Below are 20,731 nucleotides of genomic sequence, written 5' to 3'. Positions count from 1 at the left end.
GATCGCGCGGCACAATGATGGGATGGCCCGTGTGACCGCACGAGCCCGAGCGGAGCGAGGAACGATGGCCACGGTGAATCAGTCGGTGACCGCGGACCCGTCCGCGTCCGACCACGAGGTGCTCCTCGGCGAACTCGTCGAGGCGTTGCGCCGGGTGGGGCGCGGCGATCTCCGGGTACGCCTGCCCCGGCGGGCGGGTCTGCCCGGTGAGGTCGCCGACGCCTTCAACGACGTGGTGTCGTTGCAGGAACGGCAGCACCTGGACCTGCGGCGGATCAGCCGGATCGTCGGCCGCGACGGCCGGCTCACCGAGCGCCTGGACGACGAGGGCCTGGACGGCTCCTGGGCGGAGGGGCAGCGGGCGGTCAACTCGCTCATCGACGACCTGGGCCGGCCGACCACCGAGATCGCCCGGGTCATCGTGGCGGTGGCCGACGGCGACCTGTCCCAGCACATGGCGCTGGAGATCGACGGTCGTCCGCTGCGCGGTGAGTACCTGCGCATCGGCCGGACCGTGAACACGATGGTGGACCAGCTCTCGTCGTTCGCCGACGAGGTGACCCGGGTGGCCCGTGAGGTGGGTACCGAGGGCAAGCTGGGCGGCCAGGCCGACGTGCGCGGGGTGGCCGGCACCTGGAAGGACCTCACCGACTCGGTGAACACCATGGCGTCGAACCTCACCGGGCAGGTGCGGTCGATCTCCCAGATGGCCACCGCTGTCGCGAAGGGCGACCTGTCGCAGAAGATCACGGTCGGGGCGCGCGGCGAGGTGGCCGAGCTGGCCGACACGATGAACTCGCTCACCGACACGCTGCGGCTGTTCGCCGAGCAGGTGACCCGGGTGGCCCGTGAGGTGGGCACCGAGGGCAAGCTGGGCGGCCAGGCCGAGGTGCCGGGCGTGGCCGGCACCTGGAAGGACCTGACCGACAACGTCAACTCGATGGCGTCGAACCTGACCAGCCAGGTCCGCAACATCGCCCAGGTCTCGACCGCTGTCGCCAAGGGCGACCTGTCGCAGAAGATCACGGTGGCCGCCCAGGGCGAGATCCTGGAGCTGAAGGACACCGTGAACACGATGGTGGACCAGCTGTCGTCGTTCGCCGACGAGGTGACCCGGGTGGCCCGCGAGGTGGGCATCGAGGGGAAGCTGGGCGGGCAGGCGCAGGTGCGCGGCGTCTCGGGCACCTGGCGCGACCTCACCGAGAACGTCAACCAGCTCGCCGGCAACCTCACCAGCCAGGTCCGCAACATCTCCCAGGTGTCCACCGCCGTGGCCAAGGGCGACCTGGGTCAGAAGATCACTGTGGACGCGCAGGGCGAGATCCTGGAGCTGAAGAACACGGTCAACACGATGGTCGACCAGCTGTCGTCGTTCGCCGACGAGGTGACCCGGGTGGCCCGCGAGGTGGGTACCGAGGGCAAGCTGGGTGGTCAGGCCCAGGTCAAGGGCGTCTCGGGTACGTGGCGTGACCTGACCGACAACGTGAACTCGATGGCGTCGAACCTGACCAGCCAGGTCCGCAACATCGCCTCGGTCACCACGGCGGTGGCGAAGGGTGACCTGTCGCAGAAGATCACTGTGGACGCCCGGGGCGAGATCCTGGAGCTGAAGTCGACTGTCAACACGATGGTGGACCAGCTTTCGTCGTTCGCCGACGAGGTGACCCGCGTGGCCCGCGAGGTGGGCACCGAGGGCAAGCTCGGCGGCCAGGCCCAGGTGCGCGGCGTCGCCGGCACCTGGCGCGATCTGACCGACAACGTGAACTCGATGGCGTCGAACCTGACCGCGCAGGTCCGCAACATCGCCCAGGTGTCGACCGCCGTCGCGAAGGGCGACCTGTCGCAGAAGATCACTGTGGACGCGCAGGGCGAGATCCTGGAGCTGAAGTCGACTGTCAACACGATGGTGGACCAGCTGTCGTCGTTCGCCGACGAGGTCACGCGGGTGGCCCGTGAGGTGGGTACCGAGGGCAAGCTGGGTGGTCAGGCCCAGGTCAAGGGCGTCTCGGGTACGTGGCGTGACCTGACCGACAACGTGAACTCGATGGCGTCGAACCTGACCAGCCAGGTCCGCAACATCGCCTCCGTCACCACCGCCGTGGCGAACGGCGACCTCGGTCAGAAGATCACTGTGGACGCGCAGGGCGAGATCCTGGAGCTGAAGAACACGGTCAACACGATGGTCGACCAGCTCTCCTCGTTCGCCGACGAGGTCACGCGCGTGGCGCGCGAGGTGGGTACCGAGGGCAAGCTGGGTGGTCAGGCCCAGGTCAAGGGCGTCTCCGGTACGTGGCGCGACCTCACCGAGAACGTCAACCAGCTCGCCTCGACCCTCACCACGCAGTTGCGCGCCATCGCGCAGGTCTCCACGTCGGTGACCCGCGGCGACCTGACCCAGCGGATCAACGTGAAGGCGCAGGGCGAGGTCGCCGAGCTGAAGGACAACATCAACCAGATGATCGTCACCCTCCGGGAGACGACCAAGAAGAACGCCGAGCAGGGCTGGCTCGACTCGAACCTGGCCCGGATCGGCGGTCTGCTCCAGGGCCAGCGCGACCTGGGCGAGGTCTGCCGCATGATCATGCAGGAGGTGACCCCGCTGGTGGACGCGCAGCTCGGCGCGTTCTTCCTGGCGGACAGCTCCGAGGGCAGCATGCGGCTGCGGCTCACCGCCTCCTACGGGTACGTGGCACGCGGCCACGACGTCACGTTCGGCCCGGGTGAGGGGCTGGTCGGGCAGGCCGCCCTGTCGCGCCGGACGATCCGGGTCAAGGCGCAGCCCGACGGGCGGCTCGTCGTACGGTCCGGGCTGGCCGAGACGCCCCCGGCCGACCTGGTGGTACTGCCCGTCCAGTTCGAGGGCGAGCTGCTCGGCGTGATCGAGTTCGCCGGGGTGACCACGTTCTCCGAGCTGCACCTGACGTTCCTGGAGCGGCTGGTGCTCACCATCGGCGTCGCGGTCAACACCATCCAGGCCAACCGGCGTACGGAGGAGCTGCTGGCGCAGTCGCAGCGGCTGGCGCACGAGATGCAGGACCAGTCGGCCGAGTTGCAGCGCACGAACGCCGAGCTGGAGGACAAGGCGAAGCTGCTGTCGGAGCAGAAGGCCAACATCGAGACGCAGAACCGGGAGATCGAGCTGGCCCGCCTCGGCCTGGAGGAGAAGGCGCAGCAGCTCACCCGCGCGTCGGCGTACAAGTCGGAGTTCCTGGCGAACATGAGCCACGAGCTGCGTACGCCGCTGAACTCGCTGCTCCTGCTGGCCCGGCTGCTCGCCGAGAACCCGGAGCGCAACCTCAGCGCGAAGCAGATCGAGTTCGCCCGGACCATCCACGGCGCCGGGTCGGACCTGCTGTCGCTGATCGACGACATCCTCGACCTGTCCAAGATCGAGGCGGGCCGGATGGACGTTGAGCCCACCGAGATCCACTTCTCCGAGATCCGCGGCTACGTCGAGCAGGCGTTCGCGCCCCAGGCCGAGGAGAAGGGTCTGGACTTCCAGGTACGGGTCAGCCCCGACCTGCCGCCCGCGCTCGTCACCGACGCCCAGCGGTTGCAGCAGATCCTGCGCAACCTGCTGTCCAACGCGGTGAAGTTCACCGACAACGGTGCGGTGACGCTGCGCATCGGCCCGGCGGCCGAGAACGCCGTCTTCGACGTGCCGGCGCTGACGAACGCGCAACGGGTGATCGCGTTCACCGTGATCGACACCGGCATCGGCATCTCCGACGACAAGCTGTCGCTGATCTTCGAGGCGTTCCAGCAGGCGGACGGCACGACCAGCCGGCGCTACGGCGGCACCGGCCTCGGGCTGTCCATCAGCCGCGATCTGGCCCGCCTGCTCGGCGGCACGATCACCGTCTCGTCCGCGCCCGGTCAGGGTTCGACGTTCACTCTCTTCGTACCCGATGTGCTGGCGCCGGACGCGGTGGTGGCGCCGGCGCCACCGTCGCCGAGCCGCGCGGGCCTGCCGTCGTCGCTGCTCATGCCGATGGAGTTGCCGCAGCCGCAGGAGACGCCCGCGACCCGGCGCCTGGACGGCGTGACCGTGCTGATCATCGACGACGACGTGCGGAACGTGTTCGCGCTGACGTCCGCGTTGGAACTGCACGGGATGACCGTGTTGTACTCGGACAACGGAGCGGACGGCGTCCGCCAGCTCGCCGAGCACCCGGAGGTGGACATCGTGCTGATGGACGCCATGATGCCGGACCAGGACGGGTACGAGACGACCGCGCAGATCCGCCGCAACCACCGGTTCGCGGACCTGCCGATCGTGTTCCTGACCGCGAAGGCGATGCCCGGCGACCGGGAGTCGGCGCTCGGCGCCGGCGGCAGCGACTACATCACCAAGCCGGTGGACCTGGACGAGCTGATCGAACTGATGGCGTCCTGGATCGGCCGGAGCCGAGGCGAGGAGAACGCGTGACGCAGACGGCCAAGGCCCTGCTGGTGGATGACCGGCGGGAGAACCTGATGGCGCTGGAGGCGATCCTCCAGGGTCTCCCGGTGCAGTCGGTCGCGGTGGAGAGCGGCGAGGCGGCGCTCAAGCAGCTCCTGGTGGACGACTTCGCGGTGATCCTGCTGGACGCCCAGATGCCGGACATGGACGGGTTCGAGACCGCCACCCACATCAAGCGGCGCGAGCGCACCCGGCACGTACCGATCATCTTCCTGACCGCCGCGGACAAGGACGCCCAGCTCGCGCTGCGCGGCTACGCGGCCGGCGCGGTGGACTACCTGACCAAGCCGTTCGACCCGTGGGTGCTGCGGGCCAAGGTGACGGTCTTCGTCGACCTGTGGGTGAAGACGCGGCAGCTCGCGGCCCAGTCGGACCTGGTGCGGGAGCGGGACCTCCAGTGGCGGCACCTGACCGACGCGGTCGACGAGGCGACGGCGCTGCTGCGCGCCGACGACGACCCGTCGGCCCGGGACCGCGCGGTGGAACTGTTGGAGCAGGCGCGCTGGGGCAACACCCGCTGACGGCTCAGCCGCCGGCCGGGCCGCCGTGCCCGGTCGCGGCCCGCCGGGCCCGCCAGCGGTCGCCGAGCGATTCCAGTTCCTCCTGTACGAAGAGGAAGAAGTCGCGCATCTCGGCGACCCGTTCACCGGCCGGGGTGCTGCGCCCGTGCAGCGCGTCGACCCCGCCGGCGGCGATGTCGATGAAGTTCTTGTAGATCGTGGTCTTGGTGATCGTCGCCTCGTACCACGGGTTGTCGGGCATCCGGTAGTGGTCGCTCCGGGAGCCCTTGACCGGCTCGCGGACCAGCATGGCGAACTGGGTCAGGTAGCGCACCGCGCCGCTGACGGCCGCCGCGCTGACGCCGAGCCGACCGGCGATCTCGCCCGCGGTGAGCGGGTCGTCGGCGCTCATCACCGTGAACAGGACCCGGGCGGCCATCCGGGGGAAGCCCACGTCGGCGAAGGCCATCGCCATCCGTTCGACGAAGAGGTGGACCTCCTCCTCCTCGTCGTGGTGGGGCGGCACGTTCATGGTCGGCTCCTCGACACTCACCCCGTGACTCTACAGTCTTCACAAGTTTGTGAAACGAGCGTAGCTTCTGAAGTATGGAAACGGCAATCGATGTGTCCGGCCTGGTGAAGACCTTCGGCCGCACCCGGGCCCTGGACGGGCTCGACCTGACCGTCCGCACCGGAGAGGTGCACGGCTTCCTGGGCCCGAACGGCTCCGGCAAGTCGACTACCATCCGGGTGCTGCTCGGCCTGCTGCGGGCGGACGCGGGGGCCGTCCGGCTGCTGGGCGGCGACCCCTGGCGGGACGCGGTGGCGCTGCACCGCCGTCTCGCGTACGTGCCAGGCGACGTGACGCTCTGGCCCAACCTCAGCGGCGGCGAGGTGATCGACCTGCTCGGCCGGCTGCGCGGCGGGCTCGACCCGAAACGGCGTGCCGAGCTGCTGGAGTCGTTCGAGCTGGACCCGCGCAAGAAGGGCCGGACCTACTCCAAGGGCAACCGGCAGAAGGTCGGCCTGGTCGCCGCGCTCGCCTCGGACGTCGAGCTGCTCATCCTCGACGAGCCGACGTCCGGGCTCGACCCGCTGATGGAGGAGGTCTTCCAGCACTGGGTCCGCCGTGCCCGGCAGGACGGACGCACGGTGCTGCTCTCCAGCCACATCCTGGCCGAGGTGGAGGCGCTCTGCGACCGGGTGACGATCATCCGCGCCGGCCGGACGGTGGAGTCCGGCACGCTCGGCGACCTGCGCCACCTGCACCGCACCGCGATCGACGCCGAGGTCACCGCGCCGCTGGACGGCCTGGCCGACCTGCCCGGCGTGCACGACCTGCGGGTGGACGGGCAGCGGGTCCGCTTCGACGTCGACACCGCGTCGCTCGACGCCGCGCTGCGCCGGCTCACCGAACTCGGCGTACGCAGCCTGGTCAGCACACCGCCCACGCTGGAGGAACTGTTCCTGCGGCACTACGAGACGGCACCCTCCGCGTCGGCGCCCTCTTCCGACGTGGCGCGCCCCGAGACGGCGGACCGGTCATGAGTGCGCTCACCGGGACGCGCCACCTGGTCCGGCTGATCCTGCGCCGGGACCGCCTCCTGCTGCCGCTGTGGGTGCTCGTGCTCGCGGTGCTGCCGATGACGTACGCGGCCAGCTTCTTCGAGTTGTTCCCGACCGCCGCCGAGCGGGCCGCGTACCTGGAGGGCACCGCCCGCAACCCGTCGATCGTCGCGCTGCTCGGCCCGGCGTACGGAGACAGCGTCGGCGCGCTCACCGCCCAGCGCAGCGGCTTCCTGCTGCTCATCGTCGCGCTGGCGAGCCTGCTCACGGTCATCCGGCACACCAGGACCGAGGAGGAGGCCGGCCGGCGGGAACTGCTCGGCGGCAGCGTGCTCGGGCGGCACGCCGGGCTGACCGCCGCGCTGCTCGTCACGTACGTGGCCGACCTGGTGCTCGGGTTGCTCACCGCCGCCGGGCTGGTCTCGACCGGGCTGCCGGTCGGCGGCTCGCTCGCGTACGGGCTGGTCACAGCGCTGACCGGCGTGGTCTTCGCGACGCTCGGCGGGCTGGCCGCCCAGCTCACCGAGACCGCCGGCGGGGCACGGGGCATCGGCCTCGCCGGTCTCGGCGCCGCGTTCGGGCTGCGCCTGGCCGGGGACACCGCCGGCAACGACTGGCCGAGCTGGCTCTCCCCGCTGGGCTGGGGCGCCCGCGTCCGGCCGTACGAGGGGGAGCGGTGGTGGGTGCTGCTGCTGCCACTGGTCGCGACGGTGCTGCTCGCCGTGCTCGCGTACCCCATCTCGGTCCGCCGCGACCTGGGCGCGGGCGTGCTGCCGCCCCGGCTCGGCCCGGCCACTGCGGGCGGCGCCCTGTCCGGTCCGTTCGGGCTGGCCTGGCGGCTGCACCGGGGGCAGATCCTCTGGTGGTCGGTCGGGTTCGGCCTGCTCGGGCTGATCCTAGGCGGCGCGGCCGAGGCGGCCGGCCGGTCGGTCGAGGGGAACCCGCGGATGGAGGAGATCGTGGCCCGGCTCGGCGGGGCGTCCGGGATGGCCGACGCGTACCTGGGGGTCACGCTGAGCCTGGCCGGGCTCGCCGCCGCCGGGTACGGCATCCAGGCCGCGCTGCGGATGCGCGCCGAGGAGTCCGCCGGGCACGCCGAGCCGGTGCTCGCCACCGGGACGCGGCGCTCGACCTGGTTGCTCTCACACGTGGCGTTCGCGCTGCTCGGCCCGGTCGTGGTGCTCGCGGTGACCGGGCTGGCGACCGGCCTGACGTACGGGCTGAGCACCGGTGACGTGCCGCGCCAGCTGGGCCGGATGCTCGCCGCCGGTATGGCCCAGGTGCCTGCGGCGTGGGTGCTGGCCGGGCTCGCCGTGCTGCTCTACGGCCTGCTGCCCCGGCTCGCGTCCGCCGCCTGGGTGGTGCTGGCGGTCTGCGTGCTCCTCGGTCAGCTCGGCGCGGTGCTGGAGCTGGACCAGTGGCTGCTGGACCTGTCCCCGTTCACGCACACCCCGCAGGTGCTGCGCGACGCCTGGACCCCCACCCCGCTGTACGTGCTGACGGCCCTGGCGGTGACCCTGGCCACAGCAGGCCTGCTGACCTTCCGTCGCCGCGACGTCCCCGTCCTCTAGCGCTCGCTGATCTTGCACTTGTGGCCCCGGCGAAAGGGGCGAATCGCCCGGCGCTGGGGCCGCAAGTGCAAGATCGCGGGGGAGGACTCCGGCGGGTCAGTGGGTGGCTTCGTTGCGGATCATCAGCGCGCTGCGGAGGCCGGTGATGTCCAGGACCCGGATCAGGAAGTCACCGACGTTGGTGAGGATCAGCAGGCACTGGGTGTGACTGGCCTTGCGGCTGAGCACCACGAGCGTGCCGAGGCCCTGCGAGTCACAGAACGTGACCCCGGCCAGGTCGAGCACGATGCGCGGGGGCGGATCCGCCAGCACCTCGTTGACCACCGTCGAGAGCTGGGCGGCCGTGAGCATGTCGATCTCACCGGCCAGGCGAAGCACGGCTTCGTCACCCGTCCGGTGTACGGTGATGGACAGTTCGGCACGATCCACCCGGTCAGCCTATCGCGATCTCGACCAGCGGGCCTGTCGAGCGGATCGCCGTCGGCCCATCGCCGCTCCGGCGGGTGAGCCTGGTAACCCCCGTCGCGGGGTGCCTGCCAGGCAGCACTCCGGCGCTGACACAATGGCCTCATCGTGACCGAGACGCATTCCGCCGGATCCGGCCGCTACCCGGCCGACGCCCCGGCCTCCGAGGCCCTGTTCGACCGCGCCAAGGCCCTCGTGCCCGGCGGGGTCAACTCTCCCGTGCGCGCGTTCCGTGCCGTCGGCGGCACCCCGCGCTTCATGGTCCGGGGGGAGGGTCCGTGGCTCTTCGACGCCGACGGCCGGCGCTACGTCGACCTGGTCTGCTCCTGGGGCCCGCTCATCCTCGGCCACGCGCACCCGGCCGTGGTGGAGGCGCTGCGTGAGGCGGCGGCGCTCGGCACCAGCTTCGGCACCCCGACGCCGGGCGAGGTGGACCTGGCCGAGGAGATCATCGCGCGGACGCCGGTGGAGCAGGTGCGCCTGGTCAACTCCGGCACCGAGGCGACCATGTCGGCGATCCGGCTGGCCCGCGGCTTCACCGGCCGCTCCAAGATCATCAAGTTCTCCGGCTGCTACCACGGCCACTCGGACGCGCTGCTCGCCGCCGCCGGATCCGGCGTCGCCACGTTCGGCCTGCCCGACTCGCCCGGCGTGACCGGCGCGGCGGCCGGCGACACCATCGTGCTGCCGTACAACGACCTGCGCGCGGTCGAGGAGGCGTTCGCCGCCGAGGGGCAGCACATCGCCGCGATCATCACCGAGGCCGCCGCCGGCAACATGGGCGTTGTCGCGCCCCGCGACGGCTTCAACTCCGAGCTGGCCCGGATCGCGCAGGCGAACGGCGCGCTGCTCATCGTCGACGAGGTGATGACCGGGTTCCGGGTGTCCCGCGCCGGATGGCACGGCCTCGACCCCTCGGACGCGGACCTGTGGACGTACGGGAAGGTCATGGGTGGCGGCCTGCCCGCCGCGGCGTTCGGCGGGCGCGCGGAGATCATGGCCCGGCTCGCCCCGGCCGGCCCGGTGTACCAGGCCGGCACGCTCTCCGGTAACCCGCTGGCATGCGCGGCCGGGCTGGCCACGCTGCGGCTGGCCGACGACGCGCTCTACCGGCGGCTCGACGAGACCGCCGCGGCGCTGGGCAAGCTCACCACCGAGGCGCTGTCCGCGGCCGGCGTGCCGCACCGCCTCTCCACCGCGGGCAACATGTTCTCGGTCTTCTTCACCGACGCGGACGTGCACGACTACGACAGCGCCCGCACCCAGGTGGTGCCGGCGTTCAAGGCGTTCTTCCACGCGATGCTCGCCGCCGGCGTCTACCTGCCGCCGAGCGCGTTCGAGTCGTGGTTCGTCTCGACCGCGATCGACGACGCCGCGTGGGAGCAGATCTCCGCCGCCCTTCCGGTGGCGGCGCGGGCGGCGGCAGCGGCGGGACACGGGGGGTAACCATGGCGGAGACGGTGGTGCACGTGCTGCGGCACGGTGAGGTGCACAACCCGGACGGCATCCTCTACGGCCGCCTGCCCGGGTTCCGCCTCTCCGAACTGGGCGTGCAGATGGCCAAGGCGGCGGCGCAGGCGCTCGCCGACCGGACCGTCGTGCACGTCGTGGCCAGCCCGCTGGAGCGCGCCCAGCAGACCGCCGAGCCGATCGCGGCGCAGTTCGGTCTCTCCGTCGGCGTCGACGAGCGGCTGATCGAGAGCGCGAACTGGTTCGAGGGCAAGAAGGTCTCGCCCGGTGACGGCTCGTTCCGCGACCCGCGCAACTGGTGGGTGCTGCGCGACCCGGTGACCCCGTCCTGGGGTGAGGCGTACCGGGCCATCGCCGAGCGCATGTTCGCCGCGCTGCACGCCGCCCGCGTCGCCGCCGAGGGGCGGGAGGCGGTGCTCGTGTCGCACCAGCTCCCGATCTGGACGCTGCGCCGGCACGTCGAACGCAAGCGCCTCTGGCACGACCCGCGCCGCCGCCAGTGCGGCCTGGCCAGCCTCACCTCGTTCCACTTCGACGGCGCCAAGATCGTCGGCATCGGGTACTCCGAGCCGGCGGCCCACCTCGTCTCGATTTCGCCGACCGCCCGGACGGCCAAGGGGGCCTGATGCTCACCCGGAGGCTCGCCGCCGCCCTGCTCGCCGCCGTGACCGCCGGTACGGCGCTGGTCGGTTGTTCCTCCGGCAGCCAGGAGAGCCGGTGCGCGGCCGACGGCTCGACAGTCACCTGCGCCCCCGACCAGCGCTCCAAGACGCCGAAGGTGAGCGGTGAGCTGCTCACCGGCGGCAGCTACGACATCTCCCGCGACCGGGGGCAGGTCGTCGTCGTCAACTTCTGGGGCTCCTGGTGCGCGCCCTGCCGTGCCGAGGCGGACGACCTGGAGGCCACCTACCAGGCCACCAAGGGCTCCGGCGTGACGTTCCTCGGCATCAACGTGCAGGACAGCAAGGACAAGGCGATCGCCTTCGAGGAGGGCCGGGTCACGTACCCGAGCATCTTCGACCCGGCCAGCCGGCAGGCGCTCAACTTCGACATCCCGCCGAACACCACCCCGGCCACCGTGGTGCTGGACCGCGAGGGCCGGATCGCCGTGGTGATCCGCCGGGCCGTCACCCGCGACGAGCTGCGGCCGATCGTCGAGAAGATCGCCACCGAGGCGCCGCCGCCGAACGGCGCCCGCTGATGGGCGAGACGTTCCGCCAGCTCGCCGAGTCCGGTCCGCTGCTGCTCGCGGTCGGCGCGGCCGCGCTGGCCGGACTGGTCAGCTTCCTGTCCCCGTGCGTGCTTCCACTGATGCCCGGCTACCTGTCGTACGTGACGGGCCTGGCCGGCTCCGACCTGGAGGGTGCAAGGAAGGGCCCCCTGTTAACGCCTCCAGTAGAGGAAGGGCCCCTTCTTAACACCGGCGGCAGCGCCGGCAGCGCCGGCGCGGGCGGCACCGGCGCGAGCGGCACCGGCGCGAGCGGCACCGGCGGCGGCGTGAGCGTCGCCGAGCGGGCGGCGCCGGAGCGGACCACCGCCGCCGTCAAGGGCCGGGTCCTCGCCGGCACGCTGCTGTTCATCGCGGGCTTCACAGTCGTGTTCGTCGCCACCGCGATCCTCTTCTCCGGCGTCGGCAAGCTCTTCTTCCGGTACGAGCGCACGCTGGAGATCGTCATCGGCGCCCTCGTGGTGGTGCTCGGCCTCGGCTACCTCGGGGTGATCCCCGGCATGCAGCGGGAGTTCCGCATCCGCTGGCTGCCCGCCGCGGGGCTGCTCGGCGCGCCGGTGCTCGGCGCGGTCTTCGCGCTCAGCTGGCTGCCCTGCACCGGCCCGACGCTCGGCGCGGTGCTGGGCATGGCGGCCACCGAGGGCGGGACCGACCGCGCCGTGCTGCTCGCCGTGGCGTACTGCCTCGGGCTGGGGATACCGTTCGTCGTCTTCGGGCTGGGCTTCCAGCGCCTGCTCGGGGTGTTCCGCGCCGTCCGGCGCAACAGCCGCTGGGTCACCCGGATCGGCGGCGCGCTGCTGATCGCGATCGGCCTCGCGCTGGTCACCGGCGGCTGGGTGAACGTGGTGATCTGGTTGCAGACGAACGTGGGCGTGGGCGAGGTGAGCATCTGATGACGACCGTCGACGACCGGCCGTCGACCCCACCCGCGCAGGCGCCCCGGCGGCGGGTCAACCCGGTGCTGGCCCTGCTGCGCAACTCGTGGCGGCAGCTCACCAGCATGCGTACCGCGCTGATCCTGCTGTTCCTGCTCGCGATCGCGGCCATCCCCGGCTCGGTGCTGCCCCAGCGCGGCGTCAACCCGGAACGCGTCGACCAGTGGTTCGTCGATCACCCCGACCTGGCGCCCCGGCTGGACCAGATCGGCGCGTTCGAGGTCTTCGGCTCGGTCTGGTTCTCCGCGATCTACCTGCTGCTGTTCACCTCGCTGATCGGCTGCATCCTGCCCCGGGCCCGGGACCACGTGCGCGCGCTGCGGATGAAGCCGCCGGCCGCGCCGAAGCGGTTCGACCGGCTGCCCCAGCACGCGGTGCTGGAGGCCCCGGCCGCCGCCGATCCCGAGGCGATCGCGGCGGTGCTGCGCCGTCGCCGGTGGCGGGTCACCGTGCGCGGCAACGAGGTCTCCGCCGAGAAGGGCTACCTCAAGGAGACCGGCAACCTGCTCTTCCACGTGTCGCTGGTCGCCGTCCTGCTCGGGGTCGCGCTCGGTTCCTGGTACGGCTGGCACGGCAACCGCATCCTGGTCGCCGGCGCGGACAACGCGTTCTGCAACACCCGCCAGCAGTACGCCGAGGCGTCGCTCGGCCCGCGCGTGGACAGCTCCGAGCTGCCGCCGTTCTGCCTGACGTTGGAGAAGTTCGAGGCCGACTACCTGCCGTCCGGGCAGGCGTCCCGCTACTGGGCCACCGTCAAGGTGGACGAGCCCGGCGGCGCGGAACGGACCGCCGGCTTCTCGGTGAACTCGCCGCTGCGACTCGGCTCGGTGAACGTCTACCTGCTCGGCAACGGCTACGCGCCCCTGCTGAAGTACACCGACAAGTACGGTCGCAGTCAGACCAGCGAGGCGCCGTTCCTGCGTACCGGCGACTCCAACGCGACCGAGGAGGGCGTGGCGATCTTCCCGGACGCCAACGTCGACCCGAAGACCGGCGCCCGCGCCCCGGACCAGCAGATCGCCTTCGACGGGCTCTACCTGCCGACCGCGCCGGAGAGCGCGCCGTACGTCTCGTCGCAGTATCCGGCCGAGCGGAACCCGGCGGTGAACCTGACCGCGTACCGGGGCAACCTCGGGCTGGACGCCGGCATCCCCGGCTCGGTCTACGCGCTGGACCGGCGGCAGATCGACGACGGCAAGCTCAAGGAGATCGGCACGAAGCTGCTGCGGCCGGGGGAGAAGTGGACCCTGGACGACGGCAGCACGCTGGAGTTCGTCGGTACCAAGCCGTACATCACGATCTCGGTCCGGGAGGCGCCCGGGCAGACGTTGCTGCTGGTGGCCAGCGGCACGCTCCTGCTCGGCCTGATGGGCTCGCTGTTCGCCCGGCGGCGCCGGGTCTGGTTCCGGGTTTCGCCCCCCGAGGGCGGATCTCCGACGGGCGGTAGTAGTTTGGTGGAGGCCGGTGGGCTGCCGCGCACCGAGCACCCTGGGTTCGCCGACGAGTTCGCGCAGCTCGTCGCCGCGGTGAGCGGCGACGCGCCGGACGCGCGGCGGGCGCGAGAAGGAGACGAGTGATGTCCGCACTCTCCGACCAGCTGGTCACGTTCGCGATCCTGGCGTACCTGATCGCGATGATCAGCCACGCCGTGGAGTTCGCGCTCGGCAACGCGCGGAAGGTGTCCGCCGCCGCCCCGGCACGCGAGCTGGTCGGCGCGGGCGTCGGCGGCGCCGGCGGTGTGATCGACGAGCCGGTCGTCCCGGCCACGCCGCCGCGGCCGGACCGCTCCGCCGCGCGCGCCGTGCTGGCCGGCCGGATCGCCGCCTGGCTCACCGTGCTGGCCGGCGCGCTGCACCTGGGCGCTGTGGTCACCCGGGGCCTCGCCGCCGACCGCATGCCCTGGGGCAACATGTACGAGTTCGTGCTGACCGGCACCTGGATCGGTGTGGCGGCCTGGCTCGTGGTGCTCTGGAAGCAGCCGGGCCTGCGCCGGCTCGGACTGTTCCTGACGCTGGTCATGGTGCTGCTGCTGGCATTCGCCGAGCTGAAGCTCTACGTGCAGGTCGAGCCGCTGATGCCGGCGCTCCAGTCGTGGTGGTTCATCATCCACGTCTCGACGATCATCTTCGCCTCGGGCATCTTCCTGCTCGGCGTGGTGCCCGCCGCCGCGTACCTGATGCGGAACGGCTGGGAGCAGGGGCGGCGCAGCTTCCCGTACACCCTGGCCCGCCGCCTTCCGGCGGCGGCCGGGCTGGAGCGGCTGACCTTCACGCTGCACGCCTTCTCGTTCCCGATCTTCACGTTCGCGGTGATCGCCGGTGCGATCTGGGCCGAGGCGGCCTGGGGCCGCCCCTGGGCCTGGGACCCGAAGGAGACCTGGGCGTTCATCTCCTGGGTGGTGTACGCGGGCTACCTGCACGCCCGGGCCACGCCGAGCGTGAAGCGCAACGTGGCCACCTGGATCGCCATCGTGGGCTTCCTGACCGTGATGATGAACCTGTTCGGGGTCAACTTCTTCTTCACCGGTCTGCACTCGTACGCCGGGGTGGAGTGACCGGGCGACCGCTCAGCACCTCGTCCACCCGGCGCGTGACCTGGTAGGCCACCTCCGGCAGGTCGGCCAGTTCGAGGCGGTCGGCCCGCAGCGCGAACTGGGCGTGCAGCTCGCGGGCGACCGCGTCGCGGATCTCGGCCTGGAGTGGGCTGAGGCCGTCCGGGTCGCCCACCACGTACGCGTCATCCATCCGCCGATGATGAACCGCCGCCGGCGAACCTGTCAGTGACGAATTCACCCGCCGAACCAGCCGGGGACGTCGAGGCGGAACACGTCGGCGGGGACCATCCGGCGCAGGTCGTCCTCGATGGCGGCGACCCGGTCCGCGCCGAGCGTGGCCGCCCACCGCTCGCGTAGTTCGTCGAAGACGACTGCCGAGCGGTGCAGCCCGTCGCGGCCCTTCGCGGTCATCCGGACCAGCTTGCGGCGGGCGTCGGCGGGGTCGTCCAGGCGTTCCAGGTAGCCGAGCGCGACCAGCCGGTCCACCGTCTTGCCGGCGGCCTGCTTGGAGACGCCGAGGCGTTGGCCGAGGTCGGAGGCGGTGGTGCCGGTCGGGCCGACGGCCTGGAGGACGAAGCCGTGGGCCGGGCGCAGCTCGGGGTGCCCCTGGCGGGCCAGTTCGGCGTGCAGGTCGTCGATCAGCGTGCGGAAGCCGGCGAGCAGGAGCAGCGGCAGCGCGAAGCCGGGGCGGTCAGGCGTTGCCATGTTCGACAACCAGGTTTACCATTTCGTCAACCACGTTGACCATTCTACGAGAGGGGCCCTGTCATGTCCCGCTTCACCGCGTACGAGCCGGACACCGCACCCGCCGCCGCCCGCCCGGTCATGGCCGGGGTACGCCGCGCACTCGGTCACCTGCCCGCCGCCGTCGGCCTGATGGCCGGCTCACCCGAGCTGCTCAAGGGCTTCCTCGCCGCCAACGCCGCGTTCGAGGCCACCGATCTCGACCCGGTCGCCCGGGAGGTGGTCGTGCTGACCGTCGCCACCCGCAACGGCTGCCACCTCTGCGTGGCCATGCACACCGCGACGCTCGTCCGGCACGCCGCCGCGCCCGAGCTGATCGAGGCGCTGCGGGCCGGTGCGACGCTGCCCGACCCCCGGCTGGAGGCGCTGCGCCGGTTCACGGTCGCCGTGCTCGACCATCGGGGCGCGGTCCCCGACGCCGATCTGGACGCGCTGCTCGCCGCCGGATGGCAGCCCCGGCACGCGCTGGACGTGGTGCTCGGCGTCGGCACGTACACGATCTCCACGTTCGCCAACCGGCTCACCGAGGCGCCGCTCGACGAGCCGCTGGTCGCGTACGCCTGGCAGCCCGCCGCCTGAGCTGCGGGTGTTAACAAGGGGCCCCTCCTCTACCGGAGGCGTTAAAAGGGGGCCCGTCCTTACCTCCGCAGGAGGGTACGGGAGGATGGCGGTATGGCGGCTCGCTTCCCGTACACCGATCTGAAGGATTTCCTCGCGGCGCTGGAGCGTGCGGGTGAGCTGCGGCGGGTGAGCGCACCGGTCGACCCCACGCTGGAGATCAGCGAGATCGTCACCCGCACCGTCCGGGCCGGCGGGCCCGCGCTGCTGTTCGAGCGCCCCACCCGGGGCGAGATGCCGGTGGCGATCAACCTGTTCGGCACCGAGAAGCGGATGGCGATGGCGCTCGGGGTGGGGCACCTCGACGAGATCGGTGAGCGGATCGGCGACATGCTCAAGCCGGAGCTGCCGCAGGGCTTCTCCGGGATGATGGGCGGCCTCGGCAAGGTCATGCAGCTCAAGTCGATGCCGCCGAAGAAGGTGAAGACCGCCCCCTGTCAGCAGGTGGTCTACCGCGGCGACGACGTCGACCTGAACCGGCTGCCCGGATTGCAGGTGTGGCCCGGTGACGGCGGGATCTTCCACAACTTCGGGCTGACCCACACCAAACACCCGGAGACCGGCAAGCGCAACCTCGGGCTCTACCGGCTCCAGCAGCACAGCCACAACACCATCGGCATGCACTGGCAGATCCACAAGAACTCCACCGCGCACCACGCGGTGGCCGAGCGGCTCGGCCAGCGGCTGCCGGTGGCGATCGCGATCGGCGCGGACCCGGTGGTGGCGTACTCGGCCAGCGCGCCGCTGCCAGCCGACATCGACGAGTACCTGTTCGCCGGGTTCCTCGCCGGTGAGCGGGTCGAGATGGTGGACTGCCTGACCGTCCCGCTTCAGGTGCCGGCGCACGCGCAGATCGTGCTGGAGGGCTACATCGAGCCGGGCGAGCGCCTGCCCGAGGGGCCGTTCGGCGACCACACCGGCTTCTACACGCCGGTCGAGCCGTTCCCGGTCATGCACATCGAGTGCATGACCATGCAACGCGACCCGGTCTACCACTCGATCGTCACGTCCCAGCCGCCCCAGGAGGACCACGGCCTCGGCAAGGCCACGGAGCGGATCTTCGCGCCGCTGCTGCGCTTCCTGATCCCGGACATCGTCGACTACGACCTGCCCGCCGCCGGTGTCTTCCACAACTGCGCGATCGTGTCGATCCGCAAGCGCTACCCGAAGCACGCGCAGAAGGTCATGAACGCGATCTGGGGCGCGCACATGATGTCGCTGACCAAGCTGATCGTGATCGTCGACGAGGACTGCGACGTGCACGACTACAACGAGGTGGCGTTCCGCGCCTTCGGCAACGTCGACTACGCACGTGACCTGATGCTCACCGAGGGACCGGTGGACCACCTCGACCACGCCTCGTACCAGCAGTTCTGGGGTGGCAAGGCGGGCATCGACGCGACCCGCAAGCTGCCCGAGGAGGGCTACACCCGGGGCTGGCCGGAGGAGATGCGCATGTCACCCGAGGTGGTCTCGCTCGTCGACAAGCGCTGGAAGGAATACGGGATCTGATGACGGCGGCAGTCCAGGAACGGCCCGGCCGGGTCTCGTCCTTCCTCAAGCTCGTCGCCATCGAGCACTCGGTCTTCGCGCTGCCGTTCGCGTACCTGTCGGCGCTGACCGCGATGCAGCTCAACGGCGGCCGGGTGCGCTGGGGAGACCTGCTGCTGATCACCGTGGCGATGGTCGGCGCGCGGACGTTCGCCATGGCCGCGAACCGGATCCTCGACCGGCGGATCGACGCGCGGAACCCGCGTACCGCCAACCGGGAACTGGTCACCGGCGCGGTGAGCGTGCGGACGGCCTGGACCGGCGCGGCCGTCGCGCTCGTGGTGTTCCTGGCCGCGGCCGCCCTGCTCAACCCGCTCTGCCTGGTGCTCGCGCCGCTCGCCGTGGTGCCGCTCGTGGTCTACCCGTACGGCAAGCGGTTCACGAACTGGCCGCACGCCATCCTCGCGGTGGCCCAGGCGGTCGGCCCGGTCGGCGCCTGGCTGGCGGTCACCGGCACGCTCGACGGCTCCGGCCCCGCCTGGCTGCTCGGCGCCGCCGTCGGCCTGTGGATCGGCGGCTTCGACCTGATCTACGCCTGCCAGGACTCGGAGATCGACCGGGAGATCGGCGTGCACAGCGTCCCCGCCCGGTACGGCCGGCGCTTCGCGCTGCACGCCTCCACGGTCGCGCACGTGGTGACGTTCGCGCTGTTCATCTGGTTCGGCGCGTGGGTCGGCTTCGGCTGGCTGTGGTGGATCGGGCTGGCGCTCGCCGCTGTCGCCTTCGCCTACCAGCACATGGTGGTCAGCCCCACCGACCTGAGCAAGGTCAACCGGGCGTTCTTCACCGCCAACGGCTTCGTCGGCATCGCGTTGTTCGTCCTCGCGCTGCTCGACCTGGTGATCCGGCTCGGCCTGCGGCCGTAACGGCAACGCCAAACCCGGTCAGGACGCCGCGGCGACCGGGTAGCGGGCGCTCTCCAGCGTCCAGTCGACGGTGCCGCGCACCGCGGCGGCCAGCCCGTCGAGATGGATGGCGACGGCGTCGTCCAGCGTCGGGCCGAACGACGGCGCCGCCGCCAGGAGCGCCGCGAACCGGTCCATCTCGGCCCGCCAGTGCGCGGCCACCAGGTCGACCGCCGCCGGCACCGGCACGCCCCGCTCGGCGGCCGTCGCCAGGACCAGGTTGTGCCCGCCGCCGGTGGCCCGGTCGCGCTCCAGCGAGGCGATGTCGTTGAACCAGGACAGCAGGTCGTTGGCGAGGCCGGCGAGCCGCCGCAGCGCCGGATGGTGGTAGACCGCGTCGGGCAGCGGACGCCCGGACGCGAACTCGATCAGCGGGTACGACACGTACGCCGCCGACGTGGCCCGGCGCAGCCGCACGTACTCGGCGACGCCCGGTGGACGGCCGGACGTGTTGGCGGTGGCCTCCCGGTGCACCCCGTCCAGGTGGTCGGCGACCGCGTCGGCGAAACGCAGCCGCCACCGGGCCGGCATCCGGCGGCGCGGCTCCCGCCACGCCTGCACCAGCAGACGGCGCAGCGGACCGGAGAAGCCCGGATGGCGGGCGCGCGGGCCCTCGCGCAGCAACGCGAGCGCGCCGTCACGCAACGCGCGGATCTGCGGCGGAGTCAGCCCGTCCCGCCCGTCGCAGGCGTCGTCGACGAGGAAGAACCAGGTGAACAACGCGGTCAGCACCCGCAGGTCGGGTTCGGTGGCGTCCGGGTAGAGGCGCCCGGCGTACCGGGCGAAGCCGGCCCGCGCCAGCCGTGCACGGGTGGCCGGGTCAGCCGGCAGACCGAGCCGGTCGACCTGCTCAACCAGCCAGCCCTGCACGTCGTCGGCGTACGGGGAGAGGCGCGGCGCGATGGGGCACTCGGAGCGGAGCGCCCGCAGCACCGCCGCCGTCATCACCGGCCCCTCCGTGGAAGTGGATCGCCGACCGCAGAATTTCATGTCCCGGGAAGTTCCGTGAACCCTCTGGACATCCCGGGCGGGCCGACCGAACGGGGGTCCCCGCCCGCCGCCCGCGGCGACCAGGCACGCTTGAGGGCATGCGCGAACCATGGGTGGTGGGTGTCTCCGGCGCGTCCGGGACGCCGTACGCGGCAGCTGTCGTCCGGGGCCTGCTCGACGCCGGCCAGGCGGTCGACCTGATCGTCTCCCGGGCGGCCCGGCTCACGGTGCTGGACGAGACCGGCCGGCCCTTCCGGGACGCGCACTGGGCCGAGGACCTGGCCGCCTGGCTCGACCGCGACCTCACCGGCGCGGACCTGCGGCACTGGCCCGCCGGTGACCTGGCCGCCGGACCGAGCAGCGGCTCCTACCCGGTACGCGGCATGGCTGTGGTGCCGGCGAGCACCGCCGCGTGCGCGGGCATCGCCATCGGGCTGTCCAAGGATCTGCTCCAGCGCGCCGCCGAGGTGAACCTCAAGGAACGCCGCCCGGTCGTCGTGGTGCCCCGGGAGACGCCGGTGACCCGCAGTCACCTGGAACATCTCATCGCGCTGCACGACGCCGGCGCTGTGGTGCTGCCGGCCAGTCCGGGCTTCTACGGCGCCGGGGCGGCGGCGTCCGCCGGGCAGCTCGTCGACTTCGTGGCCGGGAAGGTGCTCGACGCGCTCGGTGTCGAGCACACGCTGTTCCGGCGGTGGTCCGGCGAGCTGGCCGCCGGCCGCCGGGAGGCGGATCCGGACTGACCGACCCGGTTGCCGAAGTGCGGGGCGCGGCCCTCGGCCGGACCGCGCCCCGCACGTTCAGTACATGCCGGCGTTCGCCGGTCCGGGGCCGGTGGAAGCGGTCGGGCCCATGTTGCGGGCCTTGCCCATGTCCTCCGCCTCGTCCAGCATGCCCTCCCCCTCGAGCAGGGCCCGCACCTCGGATTCCCGAAACCGGCGGTGCCCTCCTGGAGTCCGGATACTGCCGATCCGGCCGGCCGCTGCCCATCTGGTCACGGTCTTCGGGTCCACCCGAAACAGCGCAGCGACCTCACCCGGTGTCAGCAGGCGATCTCCAGTGTCCACAGCCCCCTCCTCGCGTCGACGAAGCCCCCGGCTGAACACACTGCCCCCGGCCGGTGCGAGCCCAGAGCCGTCATGAGGGACGTATGGCAATTACAGCACCGGCTA

Annotated in this window: 20 protein-coding genes; 14 read left to right on the top strand and 6 right to left on the bottom strand. The window is 71.8% G+C overall.

The window, feature by feature from the left end:
- The first annotated feature begins 64 nt into the window (after positions 1-64).
- Together Q3W68_RS06895 and Q3W68_RS06890 are read left to right on the top strand one after the other, a co-directional pair.
- On the top strand, positions 65-4,429 hold the full coding sequence (locus Q3W68_RS06895) for a HAMP domain-containing protein (protein ID WP_302904622.1): 4,365 nt from the start codon (positions 65-67) through the stop codon (positions 4,427-4,429).
- Positions 4,426-4,983, top strand: coding sequence for a two-component system response regulator (locus Q3W68_RS06890; RefSeq protein ID WP_013473514.1), 558 nt, complete (start codon positions 4,426-4,428; stop codon positions 4,981-4,983). The genes Q3W68_RS06895 and Q3W68_RS06890 overlap by 4 nt, the downstream gene beginning before the upstream one ends.
- A 4-nt stretch (positions 4,984-4,987) precedes the next feature.
- Here Q3W68_RS06890 and Q3W68_RS06885 read toward each other — a convergent pair whose 3' ends face one another.
- Positions 4,988-5,515 (bottom strand): GbsR/MarR family transcriptional regulator, encoded by a 528-nt coding sequence (locus Q3W68_RS06885; RefSeq protein ID WP_302904621.1) that lies wholly within the window; start codon positions 5,513-5,515, stop codon positions 4,988-4,990.
- Between the two features lie 53 nt (positions 5,516-5,568).
- Here Q3W68_RS06885 and Q3W68_RS06880 point away from each other — a divergent pair, with 53 nt between their 5' ends.
- The gene (locus Q3W68_RS06880) at positions 5,569-6,510 is read left to right on the top strand and encodes an ABC transporter ATP-binding protein (protein WP_302904620.1); all 942 of its coding nucleotides are present in this window, start codon (positions 5,569-5,571) and stop codon (positions 6,508-6,510) included.
- Entirely contained in the window at positions 6,507-8,099 is a 1,593-nt protein-coding gene (locus tag Q3W68_RS06875) for an ABC transporter permease (RefSeq protein WP_302904619.1), read from the top strand. The genes Q3W68_RS06880 and Q3W68_RS06875 overlap by 4 nt, the downstream gene beginning before the upstream one ends.
- A 96-nt stretch (positions 8,100-8,195) precedes the next feature.
- On the opposite strand, the gene Q3W68_RS06870 is transcribed toward Q3W68_RS06875, so the two are convergent.
- A complete protein-coding gene (locus Q3W68_RS06870) occupies positions 8,196-8,528 on the bottom strand; it encodes an STAS domain-containing protein (RefSeq protein ID WP_302904618.1) in 333 nt (110 codons plus the stop codon).
- A gap of 144 nt (positions 8,529-8,672) precedes the next feature.
- Here Q3W68_RS06870 and hemL point away from each other — a divergent pair, with 144 nt between their 5' ends.
- The 6 genes from hemL to ccsB are packed head-to-tail and all read left to right on the top strand — an operon-like array spanning position 8,673 to position 14,751.
- The gene (gene hemL / locus Q3W68_RS06865) at positions 8,673-10,010 is read left to right on the top strand and encodes a glutamate-1-semialdehyde 2,1-aminomutase (protein ID WP_302904617.1); all 1,338 of its coding nucleotides are present in this window, start codon (positions 8,673-8,675) and stop codon (positions 10,008-10,010) included.
- Positions 10,011-10,012: 2 nt separating this feature from the next.
- A complete protein-coding gene (locus Q3W68_RS06860; protein WP_013283542.1) occupies positions 10,013-10,660 on the top strand; it encodes a histidine phosphatase family protein in 648 nt (215 codons plus the stop codon).
- On the top strand, positions 10,660-11,235 hold the full coding sequence (locus tag Q3W68_RS06855; RefSeq protein ID WP_302904616.1) for a TlpA disulfide reductase family protein: 576 nt from the start codon (positions 10,660-10,662) through the stop codon (positions 11,233-11,235). Before Q3W68_RS06860 ends, Q3W68_RS06855 begins: the two co-directional genes overlap by 1 nt.
- Positions 11,235-12,155, top strand: coding sequence for a cytochrome c biogenesis CcdA family protein (locus Q3W68_RS06850; protein WP_302904615.1), 921 nt, complete (start codon positions 11,235-11,237; stop codon positions 12,153-12,155). The genes Q3W68_RS06855 and Q3W68_RS06850 overlap by 1 nt, the downstream gene beginning before the upstream one ends.
- Positions 12,155-13,774, top strand: a complete 1,620-nt coding sequence (locus Q3W68_RS06845; RefSeq protein WP_302904614.1) for a cytochrome c biogenesis protein ResB — start codon at positions 12,155-12,157, stop codon at positions 13,772-13,774. Before Q3W68_RS06850 ends, Q3W68_RS06845 begins: the two co-directional genes overlap by 1 nt.
- The gene (gene ccsB / locus Q3W68_RS06840; RefSeq protein WP_302904612.1) at positions 13,774-14,751 is read left to right on the top strand and encodes a c-type cytochrome biogenesis protein CcsB; all 978 of its coding nucleotides are present in this window, start codon (positions 13,774-13,776) and stop codon (positions 14,749-14,751) included. The genes Q3W68_RS06845 and ccsB overlap by 1 nt, the downstream gene beginning before the upstream one ends.
- Here ccsB and Q3W68_RS06835 read toward each other — a convergent pair.
- Together Q3W68_RS06835 and Q3W68_RS06830 are read right to left on the bottom strand one after the other, a co-directional pair.
- Positions 14,717-14,941, bottom strand: a complete 225-nt coding sequence (locus Q3W68_RS06835) for a hypothetical protein (RefSeq protein WP_128137411.1) — start codon at positions 14,939-14,941, stop codon at positions 14,717-14,719. The genes ccsB and Q3W68_RS06835 overlap by 35 nt on opposite strands.
- Positions 14,942-14,985: 44 nt before the next feature.
- Positions 14,986-15,456, bottom strand: a complete 471-nt coding sequence (locus Q3W68_RS06830; RefSeq protein ID WP_302904611.1) for a MarR family winged helix-turn-helix transcriptional regulator — start codon at positions 15,454-15,456, stop codon at positions 14,986-14,988.
- Positions 15,457-15,519: 63 nt separating this feature from the next.
- Here Q3W68_RS06830 and Q3W68_RS06825 point away from each other — a divergent pair, with 63 nt between their 5' ends.
- The 3 genes from Q3W68_RS06825 (at position 15,520) to mqnP (ending at position 18,530) form a co-directional block, all read left to right on the top strand.
- Entirely contained in the window at positions 15,520-16,074 is a 555-nt protein-coding gene (locus Q3W68_RS06825) for a carboxymuconolactone decarboxylase family protein (protein WP_302904610.1), read from the top strand.
- 93 nt (positions 16,075-16,167) lie between these two features.
- Positions 16,168-17,625: a menaquinone biosynthesis decarboxylase gene (locus Q3W68_RS06820; protein WP_302904609.1), complete on the top strand. Its 1,458-nt coding sequence runs from the start codon at positions 16,168-16,170 to the stop codon at positions 17,623-17,625.
- Positions 17,625-18,530 carry a menaquinone biosynthesis prenyltransferase MqnP gene (gene mqnP / locus Q3W68_RS06815; protein ID WP_302904608.1) on the top strand — a complete coding sequence of 302 codons (906 nt, stop codon included), beginning with the start codon at positions 17,625-17,627 and terminating at the stop codon, positions 18,528-18,530. Before Q3W68_RS06820 ends, mqnP begins: the two co-directional genes overlap by 1 nt.
- Before the next feature lie 18 nt (positions 18,531-18,548).
- On the opposite strand, the gene Q3W68_RS06810 is transcribed toward mqnP, so the two are convergent.
- Entirely contained in the window at positions 18,549-19,514 is a 966-nt protein-coding gene (locus tag Q3W68_RS06810) for a terpene synthase family protein (protein WP_302904607.1), read from the bottom strand.
- A 143-nt stretch (positions 19,515-19,657) separates the two neighbouring features.
- Here Q3W68_RS06810 and Q3W68_RS06805 point away from each other — a divergent pair, with 143 nt between their 5' ends.
- Positions 19,658-20,302 (top strand): UbiX family flavin prenyltransferase, encoded by a 645-nt coding sequence (locus Q3W68_RS06805; RefSeq protein WP_047891631.1) that lies wholly within the window; start codon positions 19,658-19,660, stop codon positions 20,300-20,302.
- 57 nt (positions 20,303-20,359) lie between these two features.
- Here Q3W68_RS06805 and Q3W68_RS06800 read toward each other — a convergent pair whose 3' ends face one another.
- Entirely contained in the window at positions 20,360-20,626 is a 267-nt protein-coding gene (locus Q3W68_RS06800) for a BldC family transcriptional regulator (protein WP_013473529.1), read from the bottom strand.
- Positions 20,627-20,731 lie beyond the last annotated feature (105 nt).

This window comes from Micromonospora sp. C28ISP2-4 (assembly GCF_030519385.1).
Lineage (GTDB): Bacteria > Actinomycetota > Actinomycetes > Mycobacteriales > Micromonosporaceae > Micromonospora > Micromonospora tulbaghiae.
The sequence above is the reverse complement of the archived record's forward strand: the minus strand, read 5'-3'. Positions and strand labels throughout refer to the sequence as shown.

Excerpts from the sequence above, each read along its gene's own strand:
- Q3W68_RS06895 (WP_302904622.1), top strand. The coding sequence starts at position 65 with ATGGCCACGGTGAATCAGTCGGTGACCGCGGACCCGTCCGCGTCCGAC.
- Q3W68_RS06880 (WP_302904620.1), top strand. The coding sequence starts at position 5,569 with ATGGAAACGGCAATCGATGTGTCCGGCCTGGTGAAGACCTTCGGCCGC.
- Q3W68_RS06875 (WP_302904619.1), top strand. The coding sequence starts at position 6,507 with ATGAGTGCGCTCACCGGGACGCGCCACCTGGTCCGGCTGATCCTGCGC.
- Q3W68_RS06860 (WP_013283542.1), top strand. The coding sequence starts at position 10,013 with ATGGCGGAGACGGTGGTGCACGTGCTGCGGCACGGTGAGGTGCACAAC.
- Q3W68_RS06855 (WP_302904616.1), top strand. The coding sequence starts at position 10,660 with ATGCTCACCCGGAGGCTCGCCGCCGCCCTGCTCGCCGCCGTGACCGCC.
- Q3W68_RS06850 (WP_302904615.1), top strand. The coding sequence starts at position 11,235 with ATGGGCGAGACGTTCCGCCAGCTCGCCGAGTCCGGTCCGCTGCTGCTC.
- Q3W68_RS06845 (WP_302904614.1), top strand. The coding sequence starts at position 12,155 with ATGACGACCGTCGACGACCGGCCGTCGACCCCACCCGCGCAGGCGCCC.
- ccsB (WP_302904612.1), top strand. The coding sequence starts at position 13,774 with ATGTCCGCACTCTCCGACCAGCTGGTCACGTTCGCGATCCTGGCGTAC.
- Q3W68_RS06835 (WP_128137411.1), bottom strand. The coding sequence starts at position 14,941 with ATGGATGACGCGTACGTGGTGGGCGACCCGGACGGCCTCAGCCCACTC.
- Q3W68_RS06830 (WP_302904611.1), bottom strand. The coding sequence starts at position 15,456 with ATGGCAACGCCTGACCGCCCCGGCTTCGCGCTGCCGCTGCTCCTGCTC.
- Q3W68_RS06825 (WP_302904610.1), top strand. The coding sequence starts at position 15,520 with ATGTCCCGCTTCACCGCGTACGAGCCGGACACCGCACCCGCCGCCGCC.
- Q3W68_RS06820 (WP_302904609.1), top strand. The coding sequence starts at position 16,168 with ATGGCGGCTCGCTTCCCGTACACCGATCTGAAGGATTTCCTCGCGGCG.
- mqnP (WP_302904608.1), top strand. The coding sequence starts at position 17,625 with ATGACGGCGGCAGTCCAGGAACGGCCCGGCCGGGTCTCGTCCTTCCTC.
- Q3W68_RS06810 (WP_302904607.1), bottom strand. The coding sequence starts at position 19,514 with ATGACGGCGGCGGTGCTGCGGGCGCTCCGCTCCGAGTGCCCCATCGCG.
- Q3W68_RS06805 (WP_047891631.1), top strand. The coding sequence starts at position 19,658 with ATGCGCGAACCATGGGTGGTGGGTGTCTCCGGCGCGTCCGGGACGCCG.